Annotated in this window: 8 protein-coding genes and 3 pseudogenes; 5 read left to right on the top strand and 6 right to left on the bottom strand. The window is 39.8% G+C overall.

The genetic code is table 11. The features are described 5' to 3' along the window. Positions 1-93 precede the first annotated feature (93 nt). Both V7K67_RS15015 and V7K67_RS15010 read right to left on the bottom strand, forming a co-directional pair. Positions 94-1,278, bottom strand: a pseudogene (locus tag V7K67_RS15015) (NAD(P)/FAD-dependent oxidoreductase); the annotation flags it as partial. Positions 1,279-2,165: 887 nt separating this feature from the next. Continuing rightward, positions 2,166-2,333 (bottom strand): alpha-ketoglutarate-dependent dioxygenase AlkB, encoded by a 168-nt coding sequence (locus V7K67_RS15010; RefSeq protein ID WP_334729594.1) that lies wholly within the window; start codon positions 2,331-2,333, stop codon positions 2,166-2,168. Between the two features lie 86 nt (positions 2,334-2,419). Here V7K67_RS15010 and V7K67_RS15005 point away from each other — a divergent pair. The 3 genes and pseudogenes from V7K67_RS15005 to V7K67_RS14995 form a co-directional block, all read left to right on the top strand. Next, positions 2,420-3,504, top strand: a pseudogene (locus V7K67_RS15005) (IS630 family transposase). Next, positions 3,505-4,479 carry an IS1634 family transposase gene (locus V7K67_RS15000; RefSeq protein ID WP_335167175.1) on the top strand — a complete coding sequence of 325 codons (975 nt, stop codon included), beginning with the start codon at positions 3,505-3,507 and terminating at the stop codon, positions 4,477-4,479. Positions 4,480-4,710: 231 nt separating this feature from the next. Then, positions 4,711-5,004 (top strand): annotated as a pseudogene (locus V7K67_RS14995) (DUF4277 domain-containing protein); the annotation flags it as partial. 760 nt (positions 5,005-5,764) lie between these two features. Here V7K67_RS14995 and V7K67_RS14990 read toward each other — a convergent pair. Next, positions 5,765-6,241, bottom strand: a complete 477-nt coding sequence (locus V7K67_RS14990; protein WP_335167173.1) for a DUF1993 domain-containing protein — start codon at positions 6,239-6,241, stop codon at positions 5,765-5,767. A 162-nt stretch (positions 6,242-6,403) separates the two neighbouring features. Continuing rightward, positions 6,404-7,198 carry a phospholipase D-like domain-containing protein gene (locus tag V7K67_RS14985; protein ID WP_335167172.1) on the bottom strand — a complete coding sequence of 265 codons (795 nt, stop codon included), beginning with the start codon at positions 7,196-7,198 and terminating at the stop codon, positions 6,404-6,406. A gap of 472 nt (positions 7,199-7,670) precedes the next feature. Here V7K67_RS14985 and V7K67_RS14980 point away from each other — a divergent pair, with 472 nt between their 5' ends. Together V7K67_RS14980 and V7K67_RS14975 are read left to right on the top strand one after the other, a co-directional pair. Continuing rightward, on the top strand, positions 7,671-8,108 hold the full coding sequence (locus V7K67_RS14980) for a hypothetical protein (protein WP_335002389.1): 438 nt from the start codon (positions 7,671-7,673) through the stop codon (positions 8,106-8,108). A gap of 283 nt (positions 8,109-8,391) precedes the next feature. Next, a complete protein-coding gene (locus V7K67_RS14975) occupies positions 8,392-9,681 on the top strand; it encodes a hypothetical protein (protein WP_335167169.1) in 1,290 nt (429 codons plus the stop codon). Between the two features lie 171 nt (positions 9,682-9,852). On the opposite strand, the gene V7K67_RS14970 is transcribed toward V7K67_RS14975, so the two are convergent. Then, positions 9,853-10,464, bottom strand: a complete 612-nt coding sequence (locus tag V7K67_RS14970; protein ID WP_335167167.1) for a DUF1003 domain-containing protein — start codon at positions 10,462-10,464, stop codon at positions 9,853-9,855. Positions 10,465-10,624: 160 nt separating this feature from the next. Next, complete coding sequence (locus V7K67_RS14965; RefSeq protein ID WP_335167177.1) at positions 10,625-10,876, bottom strand: hypothetical protein; 252 nt, start codon at positions 10,874-10,876, stop codon at positions 10,625-10,627. Between the last annotated feature and the right edge of the window lie 243 nt (positions 10,877-11,119).

Genomic DNA, 11,119 nt, shown 5'->3' with positions numbered 1-11,119 from the left:
TATTTTATTTATCATTCCATCAATTTTTACAATTATCTATGTCATTTTGGAATCTCTCTTAGTTTTTATTAGTAAATAAGATGCGTTTGCCCTGCTAGCATTACCTAGTTGCTTGGCATGATTGCTCATCAGTTGGTTGATGCCTCCCGTTTGTATGAGATTGAACTCGTTGTAGGCAGATCGCTTCGCCTCTGCATCAGCCTCCCCTGCCAGCTTGGCGCGGATAATCTCTGTCACACTCTCAATGGCAAACGCAGTCATCGACGATCCCATTGAGTAGAAAGCATCGAAGATACAAGCAGCATCGCCAATCACGTACCAGTTGTCTGGAGAGAACATCATTTTACTGGTGTGTGCCAGCCTTGGCCAGTAGTGGAAGTCGATGTTCTCACCGCTGGTCACCAGCTGGTAGAGAATGTTATGGTTCGCCTTCAAGAAAGCGTAGAATTTTTCCTGGGTGTTGATGCTCTCAGCCGGAATCACGTCATGATGTTGGATGATCCCAATTGATAACTCCATTGATTGGGTGTCAGTCGGAATCATCCACAGCCAGTGACCATGCCCAAACCAGTGATTCGTGGCATAGTAATGACTGCATGAAGCACTAGTTGGGTCATAGCCATCGTGGAAGATGGTGCGGTCTACATTTTTTACACGCACCCATGCTGAGCCAGTGTTGATCCCGCAGAGATTATCCGGCCCAAACAAGACATTATCTGTCTTGCGACCAATAATAAACTTACGACCTGCGGCATCAACCACGTGTTTAGCCTTAAGTTCCACAGACTCGCTACCGACCTTGACCTTGACGGTTTTGAAGGCATCTCCTGGAGTCAGATCCACGTCAACCACGCGACCGTTGTAAAAGACAGCACCCATTTCCTTGTTCATCTTCAGCAAATCCCGCTCGAATTTGGCGCGGTTTAGCTGAGTAGAGGTCATAGGAGGCTGTCGGTTAGTCCAGATGTGATAGTAGTCGTCGATAGTCCCGGTTTTTGCTGGGTCTCTAGGCCAATGGAAGTTCAGTCCGAACTTGGGTGGGTGGTTTTCGATTATATATTCATAGAGACCTAACTCCTTACAAATGAAGAGAGCGGCAATTTCGACTGTTGACTCACCGAGTTTCAGGTCTTTTTCTGTGCGCTCTTCAGGACGTGGGTCGATCAAGGCGACCTTGATATTTGGAATGTTGAGCAGCAGGTGTCGAGCTTGACAGTTGCCAGCAAGACCTGCACCCATAATCACGACATCGTACTCTTGTATCGGGATGCTGTACATTTGTAACTCCTTACTAACTTGCTTAAGTTTTTGCTAGAAAACATAGTTTTACTAAATACATGTGAGTTTCGTCAGTAGTACAAGTCAATGCAACAAAGTCTTGTTGATTGCAGATATACTTAGTGAAGCTTCACACTAGTGCTCTGTCGCAAAAGTCTTAATAGGTGAATCAGTTTTAAATTTCTCGGCGTTGCTGAATCATGGGATGATTTCGCCCAATTTAGAACGAATTGTCAATGGTTTCACCTGCCAATTCATCCCGCATTTATGCAACGCAAATTTCTCTTGTTTACTTCTAATACGAATTGAGTGTTAAAACATTTGTAATTTCGTCAACGATGCCAAAACCACGGTTTTTAACAATTCTTGAAACGCTTATAGTATAATAGGCTTTTCAATTCATATCTCAGATTACGCTCATAATCTTATAGGTTATAATCTTATGAGTCAATATATTCATATCATTTTTTTGCTTTATCCATTTAGTAGCAGTTTCGTCTAACAATAAACGCACTTAAGTAAAGATTTGGTTAACTAATAGTAATTTCATTAATTTCTTAACATAAATTTATTCAAGATGAAATTCCTTTAAATATAGGACTTATACCAAATTATTGTGAAGCTGTATGAAACTGTGGAAGGCTGGAATGCTTACCAATCAAGGTTTTTAGCCTTTTCGTTCTATGCAACTTCATACCAAATTGGTATTAGAGCTAATTTGTAAACTCAAGTTAAGTATCAATTATGTTCATATCCCCTCCGATATTTTGATGCAGTGCAAAGCAAGCAGTATGAAGCCATACCACTTTGAAAAGCTTTTAGCTTGGCTAAAGGGGAAAGGTAAAAGGAAGAAATCTCTTATTCCCCCTTATCCTTTCCCCTTGCTCTTATCTCCCGCCTCCGGTGTGCGGTCGAAACGTGAGATTAAAACGCGAGCTAACGACTTTGTTGGTTTTCGGAACCTGATGCAGATGAGTAGACTGACAACCAGGGTGCATCACGAGCAAGCTCCCGTGTTCCAGCCAGAAATCTGTTGCATGGTACTTTTCTCCAATTAAAGAACGTAAGTGCTGTTACTGTACGTTCGCTCATTTTTGAAGAGTGAGAGGAATTAATGCCTTGAGGGGAAAGGAATAAGGCGATTCAGCTACAGCAGGCTCTTAAGGAGAGCGAACTACCGCACGTAAGGGAAAGAATTTTAATTATTCTGCTCCAAAACGATGGCAGAACACAACAAGAAATTTCTAGATTTCTAGGTTGTTCCCCTAGAACTGTTGCATATTGGTGTATGCATGGAGATCCAGATAACCTAGAAAGTTTACATAATAAACGAGAGTATGAGCATAACCGAAAAGCCACGCCTGAATATATTGAACTGTTATTAAAAACAGTTGATAGAGAACCATCAGATTTGGGTTATGAATTTGGTCGATGGACAGCAGAAAGATTAGCAACATATTTAACAGAACAAACAGGAATTGATTTAAGTAGTTCTCAAGTTAGGAGGATATTAAAGCGAAAAAAGTATAGTTACATTTGGGCTAAGTATGATTTAGAAGATAAACAAGATCCTCTAATTAGAGCAGAATTTCAAGAGAAACTTGCCCAATATTTGACAATAGCAAGAGAGCAACCAGAGCGGATGCAGGTATGGTTTTGGGATGAGAGCGGTTTCAGTTTACGTGTGATTCGCCGGAAAAATTGGGGTAAGCGAGGAAAACGCAAAAATCTTACAGGGCAACGTCGGCGTGGTCGGGTCAATGTTATGGGAGGAATCCGAGAAGGAGATCGCAAACGGGTATGTTTTTTTATTAAAAAAGGTGAGGGAGATATCTTTTATGAGCAGTTGCAGCAACTAAATAAATTAATTAATTAAACAAGAGTGGATAAGCTCTGGATTCAGCAGCGAGGATTTTCAGAAGCTTGGCCCCAAGATTATTTTAATTTTAGATAATGCTAGTTTCCATAAACGTAAGGACATTCTTGGCTTTTATCGCCCAGGAACTCCCTAACTTCGTATTAGAGTTTTTGCCTGCATATAGTCCTGATTACAACATCATCGAATTAGTCTGGTATTCATGTAAGGAATACATTGCTCATCGTCTATTTCAATCAGTAGATGAGTTAAATTCTTTACTCGATAGGCTATTGAACCAGGGTGAGCTAGTCATTAAGTGGCATCGAAATATAAAAAACAAGGGCAATAGTGCCTATGTTGCAATTTAAATGCCGATTAGCTTAATAGTGGAATGGCTAAAAAAGATGGAGATAGCCTTGTGGATAGACCAAAAACTGAGTCCACCACACGGAAACCATGAAGGAATGAGCTATGGTCAATTGAGTGTATTGTTATTAACATACATAATCACCCAGTCAGACCATCGGTTGTCGGCGGTGGAACCCTGGGTACAAGCACACCGAAAAATTTTAGAGCTAACTACGGGGTGGTCGATAGGAAAAAAAGATGCCACTGACGACCGATTGGGAAGGGTAGTCGAAGAATTAGGCTTACAATCAGAGGCTAGGCAAGAAATAGAAGTAAAATTAGGACGACATCTGATTCGTGCCTACGAATTACCGACAGAAGTGGCACGATCTGATACAACTAGTTTTAATGTGAATCATCAACAGGGCGAATCACCAGAAGAAAGCCTACTGCGTTATGGCTATTCCAAGGACAAGCGTCCAGACCTGCTGCAATACCGTCAATTATTGGCAACCCTCGACCCGATGGGAATGCCATTGGTCAGCGCCACCCTGTCAGGAAATGGAGCCGATGACCCATTATATTTACCAACATGGCAACAATTAGTAAAAGTAATTGGACACAAAAAATTTTTTAAAAGAGGCTCTTTGCCAGCATTGCCTATTTACTTCCAAAACGAAGACCGAATCACTGGCTTGATGTTCGTGTTGAACATAGCTTTGCGCCTATTTACTTTGATGGAGTTTGTGGTACGGCAGGCTCTCCAGCAAACTCAACAATCTCTGGCTGGTCTTTATGATGGCAATCCAAAGCGAAAAACTAATCGCCCATCTGCGGAGCGAATGCTTCAGGCTTTTTGTCACCTTACTCTCTATTACCTCCCCGATTCTACCATTTTCATCACCCCTCTGTCCGAGCTTCAAAAACAAATTCTCTCCCTCATGAAAATGCCTGAGTCCCTTTATCAGCTTTCTGCGGAGTCCTGCAAGACATAATTACGTCTTACCCCCTATAAAATCAGCACTTCCTCGACTTGAAGACACCCAATTGAATGGGACATTTCAACATCAGCCCCAACTGTGTATTACAACCCATATTCCGCAGATACTAAAGCAAATTTAGGAATTAAAAATTTAGAGAAAGAAAAGCCTGAAAATATTGCCTAGCAAAGATTTCAGGCTTTTCTTTGTTAAAATAACAAGCATCAAATAGAGAAGGGAAAAGCCATGAAAGAGTTAAAAGAAGCCATGCAAATCCTAGATATAGACCATTTAGGAATAGTAGCAGGAATAATAGACGAGATGGAATTAGTTGAAGAAGTGAATAAAATAGTGGGAATAAAAATAAAAGAAACCCTAACACCAGGACAAGTAATAAAAGCGATGATATTGAATGGATTAGGCTTTTTAAGCGCCCCATTATATCTATTTGGGGAATTTTTTGTAGGAAAAGCAACAGAATATTTAATAGGAGAAGGAGTATTACCAGAGCATTTAAATGACGACAAACTAGGAACGATTTCTCCTGACTCTAATACTTCCGGTAGACGTGCGTCACCAATTAACATCTTTGACAAAGAATCTTTAGCTTTTGGAACCGACCAGCGCTTTGGTAATTCTAAATCAATGCCATTTACAACAATACCAAATTCTGCTAATGCCGCAACGCAATGCTGTCCTAAATTTCCTAGTCCACACACCAAAAATCTGTCTAATATTTCAGTAGAATTATTAACACTCATATAGAAATATTTTCTTTCGCTTTCAAAGTGTTATTATCTTCTTTATTAGAAAAACGAAGTAGTTTAAACCAAATAACCAAAAAGGTTTGCTCCATTTATTTTTTGCTTAACCGCTTCTGAAAATCTAGGTAAATCTGATTTAACTGTACTGTATTGTAGACTAAATATTCCAATACTTCCACAAGAGCTTCTCTGTGTTACTTGCAGAGTAAATTTGGAGAGTTTTTGTTGAAGTTGCGGCAATTCTAAACTTTGACTAAATTTGTCAAGAGAGAATTTGTACTTGTAGTGTCACAGTGATAATTGGCCAATCAGCAACTAAAGATTTGATTTATCTAAATGTTCCTCTACAGAACGGTATAGATTAATGATGTGACTGTCAGCCAAACTGTAATAGACATTCGCACTGACTGAGTGTTTCCCCTAGATGAAATGCTCCCGGCAAACGTCAAGAAGTCTATTTTTTACTAACTGAAGCAATATGTAACGCCAGTTTGGCTCGGAAATTCTCGAAAAAATTGCGTTAGATACTGCTCCGATTAAGGCTGACCAAGAAAGTCTCCTTTACCAAGTTCGACATCGCAGTGTCTGAGAATGTCATACGCTGTTGTGACATGGAAATAAAGGTTTGGTAAAACAAAATATAGGAGAAATGGCATTCCTTGAAAAGAGAGAGTATTGTCACGCATCTGTAGGGTAATTTCTCTTTCTTCTGAACCGTCAATTTGCTCAGGTTTAAAAGTATTTAAATGAGAGATAGTTTTTTGAATGCGATCAATAAGTTGACCAAATGTAGTTTCATTGTCCTCGAATTTAGGTGGTTCTATTCCTGCTAACCGTGCGGCACCTCTATTTACTGTGTCAGAGGCAATTTGCACTTGTTTTGATAATGGAAACAAGGTTTGCAACTCGGATGAATTATCGGTTTGGGAGTCAATTGTGGAAAAAGCTATCCAATTTTCTCCAAGATTTACTTGTTGACTATTTATAAGGAATGTACAGTGGACATTGTTCATAAACTGGGCAATGTCTAGAGTCGGTAGGAAAATCTTGTAGAATTCGCCCTCTGAGCGTACAGTTGTCCACCACGATCATTGTTTGGCGACCCTGCATATAGGGCGCTAGTACAAAAGGCAAGGAAGTAATTACTGCCGTTTTTCCGGTTCCGACACCCATTACTAATAATGAAGCTCTTTCACCTGTTTGTGTCTGAGGGCATCATCAAGTGCAGCGAGAATTGCATGAGAAGTGATCATCATCGAAGCAATCTTGATTCGGTTTTTTGCTGAACCAATCAAACTAGAAATGATGTAGTCAATAGTCTGACCCTCCCCTGGCGAGAAAGCGAAATCAACTTCAGTTGAAGCAATATAAACTTTACCAGTATCCCCAACACCTGTGGTCTTGATATTGCCACTCACCCACAATTCCTGAAAGTCAGTTTCATAGTATGAGCAAAGCTGCGGGGAAGAAATTTGCAATATATTGTTATCTTGGTAAGTCCAAGCATCGTCTGTAAAGTTAGCTGAACCAGTCCACAAAGTTGCTTCACTGGTATTCACATCTCGAATGACATATTTATTATGCATCAGCTTTGAGCCAGCAATGCTCTTTATTTCAACTTGAGTTCCCTCAAATACACTTTCTAGGAATGCTTTGGTTCCTTTCGGTGCTGGATCGCTACCACTAGCGATAAAGGCATCAACTGTTTTAGTTTCAGGTTTTCCATGATCAAAAGCAATTCGGACTTTGACACCTGCTTGGGCTTTGTTCTTAAGTGCTGTAATTACGGGTTCTGCAAGGGTTGATTCCGTTAAACGAAAATCATAGATTGCAATGTGCAGATTTGACTTTGCTCCATCAATAAACTCAGCTAATTGTTCTGCAATCGAAAGTGGTTGCCCTTTCTTTCCACCATGATTTACATCTATTAAGAAAGTCGGATTAATTGCTGAACTCACTTTTTTCGACATAAGTCAGTCCTGTTTGAGTTATTTGCTTTTACTGTACTCCAGATTGATGAAGTAGTTTGAGAAATAAGTGAATTAAAGATATTAAATAAATCTGAAGTTTATCTAAAAACCGGAGAGATTAATATTTGTTTATCAGGAATTTAAGCTAAGTTTAAGCAGAGGAGTATAGCGGGTTAATTTATTTGGTTATACCGCTCGCTACAAGGATATTTACAGGCTGAATGCCTTTATTCAAACATCTCTACCAATAGGAGAATTCAAAGCGATATCAAAAAGTGTTGCTCTCCTTTTTTGTGGGTGGAGTAGTGGGAAGATTGTTAGGATGCAAAGATTGTCAACATCTTTCACTAAATATTTAGCCGCAATTAGTAGATTTGTAAATTTGTATCTTATGTATACTTCTGAAAGGCTTGCTTCATGATTGACTGAAAAGTGCCTAATAAAACTTGACAACTCTGAAAAGTAGCGTTTTATGAGCAAATTTACCAAAGCAACAGGATTCCTGAATCATCATCGTTTCAAGCATTCCTTGGGCGCACCACTAATTCGAGTAGTTGGGAACATTGAAAAATTGTTTCCGGCTCCAGAAAATCATCATGGTGCGAATCATCAGCATTTAATTTTAAGCAATATTCAGGTAGAGCATACTGAGGGATTTCCAGAAGGACTGGAAGTGAGCAATGAAATTTTTGTGGCTATTCGCTTCGGAGATAATGAAGGGTTAGTAGATCCAGTACCATTTATCGCAGGAGAACTAGCACGGTTACAGGGTGAATACATAGACGCATCTATGGCCTATGCGACTGAAGATAATCCCGGGTTGTCTGTACTGCATTTTACTCATCATCCAGTGGGATTCGTAGAATTCCCCATTCGTAGTCAAGATTCACATGGGCCAATTTACACCTAAATAAGTTGCGGTTGCCTCTAGTAGTCTGCCAAGGGAATTTTGCGTGGTGGCAAGCAGAGGGGCAGAGGTGCGGAGGGGCAGGGGGGAAAGAACTTGTACAAATCTCTCCTCTGCTCCTCTGCCGACCTCCACCCAGCAATTTTGGGTTGGCGAACTACTAGGAAGTAAGTTTAAGAGAGGCAACTGCAATAGAGGATTAATCTTTTGTAATTAAAGGCTGATAATCTCTATGAAATCATCTCATCTTCTATTATTAATAAGTTTATGCTTGAGCTTATTATTGTTGGTCACACCTTTACGAGCAGAGGAGGAACAAGGCAAACTCAAAGGCTCTGATGTCATGAGCAATAACACCAACCAACAGATGTTGGGAGCGGGTAATACTGAAGCAATTAGACTTGCTGAAAAATCCCCCTTAGTGCAGTCAGCGAAAAATTTTTTGGTAAACCAGACACAAGAAATAAAAGATGTCAAACTGAGAAAAGCCACACTTGATGCCATTGACAATCCCACAACCTGTATCATGCATAGATCCGGCTTAACTGATGGGAAAAAGCAGGAGATTGTAGAGCAATTGCTCAAAGTCGGCTTGGTAGATGCTGCTGATACGACCTTTCCAGGTGGACTAATAGTTGGAATTTTCCCACCAGTTATTAATGATAATACTGCCTGTCCTCAACTTCCCCAATCTTTTTTCTCTGCACCTGGAAGTGGAAATAACAGTCACCATGCTTATCCCGGAGGACTAACAATACATGAAGCGTTTAATAATATTAGTAATTTGAGCTTTGCGAGTAACTATCGGCTAATATATGGTCAAACAAACAGTAATGGTTTACCAATTGTCAATCCAGATAGTGAAAGCAAAGTAGATTCAAGCATTTATATCAGTAACGACCTATTAATTGCAGCACCAATCTGGCATGACTGGGCTAAGTCAATAGTCTTTCAGTGGAATGCTTCAGGCACTGAGTTTCAGGAGTTGAACTTCGGTGGCAATGGTAAAACAGACAATTATGGTGCGTCGGGCGATTCTAGAACTGGTGGTCATCACATCATCAGTTTGGCAGAGACGATGAAGCGAAAGTTATCCCCAGAGTTTGTGATTACTCAAGCTTGCGCTCACTCATCTCCCACTCTCGGTAACGAGTATAAGGTAGTTAACTGGTTACGTGCAGCTGCAATTATTGCTGGAATTGACCCCGTAGCCCAAGGTTACTTATTCATGGATAAGCAACACAAAATGCGTTTGCCGATAGTCCGTAAGCTTGGCAGCTTCGCCCTCACTACAAATTCTTCACTTACTAACTTTCTGGCTGAGTATGCCTTGCATAACCTGTCAGATGCCGATTTTGTTTTATCAATTCCGGCTGTTACCACTGTTCAAGAGCAATTGAAAGCGATCGCTCCCCAGTTTGGCTATAATCCTACAGATACAACATATATTAAAAAATTTCGTAACCCTGTGCTAAGTTACTTATCTGCGGAACGATTGCTAATTATTTATGGTAATCGTGGGCTTGATGGTGTAATTGCAGAAATCCGAAAGCTTAATCAGAAAAAGATTATCTAGCAGGAACGATGTATCTTTCAAATCTGCACTACAAAAATCAGTCCCTTGAATATCTGGATTTTACAGTTAGCAGCAGCAAGAGTGAAAAGCGCGTAATTTACAGCCGTAGGCATCGCTGAGTACTATTTGAGGGGATTAAAAAGATATCTCTCTATAGAGGGTTGCGCTCAATCAAATTGAAAAAAGTCTTGATCTAGAATTACGTTTAATCAGCTTTTTTCTCTTCAGTGCTAACTGCTGAAGCCGCTCAATTTCAGTTAGTACATCTTCGGGCTTGGTTTCCATTTCTAAGTCTGCAAGTTCACTGTCTTCATCATTATCAATGCCCATTTTGTCTTGAATCGCATCAAGCATTTGTAATACTCGTGTGACTTCATGCTCTGTCAGTAGTGCAATTTGTAAATTTAAGTTTGTTCGATACTCACTTTCTTCACTCAGACGGTTTTGACTAATTAACACAAATGTTGACAGAAAAATTGCTTCCAGAGATACTACCATTGTCAATAGTCCGTAGGGGAATGGATCGAACGGATGCACGCCGATTCTTCCCGTGTTCAAAACAATCCAAGCTCCAAACCAGACTATATGTACGTAAACAAAAACTATATGTCCTGAAAAAGAGGTAATCATATCCGCAATTCGGTCTTGTAGATTTCGTTTATTAGCAGCCTGAAGTCGAAGGCGAATCAGAGTCCGAATGTTACGCTGTATGATTTTAGACAGTGCTGGATTATTGTCTTCATAATATTCAAATTCCTCCTCATTCATGCCACCAAGCTTCATAATTTCGATGTCCTGTAATTAATAGTGCCTTTCAAAAATTAGATTAACTGGCCTACTTTGCTTGCTTAAACTCAAAGTCTTGAAGTCGGATTGAATTATAAACTCAAATCTTGAACTTACTGTGCTAAAGCTGTTGCATTCTTGTGCCAAGACATTCCCGTTACAAATCAAAATCAAGGCTGAATGTTTCTCCATCAGAATCTTCTTCTTCCTCCTCTGCAAATGGAGTTGCAGTCCAAGATGTGACTTTGTTATCTTCAGTATTAATCGGGGTGAAAGCTACTTGTTGCGTGGGAAATGCACCTTTTCTGAAAGCAAAATAACAATCAATGATAAAGTAAAGCGTCTCTAGGTAACTCTTGCCTAGTTGCTGTGATTCGGCAAATATCCGCTCTCGGTAGCTATCTTTGATCCCATCTTCCGCACTTCAAAACGTATTACAAATAAGACAAAAATAGTTACTAAGAATGTTCATATAATTCAGTATTAATACCGACAATTATTGGCTGGACGATGCTTATAGCGATCGCTATATTTGGTTATCTTAGGATGTTACAAAATGAAGCACAGAACGTGGGATGATAAGTATTTTTGCTGCTAAAGAAATAAGGATGATCAAAAAAAGTGAGAGAATTAGGAATCAAACTTTGATAAA

Origin of the sequence: Nostoc sp. (assembly GCF_036917155.1) — a bacterium.
Classification (GTDB): Bacteria; Cyanobacteriota; Cyanobacteriia; order Cyanobacteriales; family Nostocaceae; genus Nostoc.
This window is presented reverse-complemented; position numbering and strand designations above follow the sequence as displayed.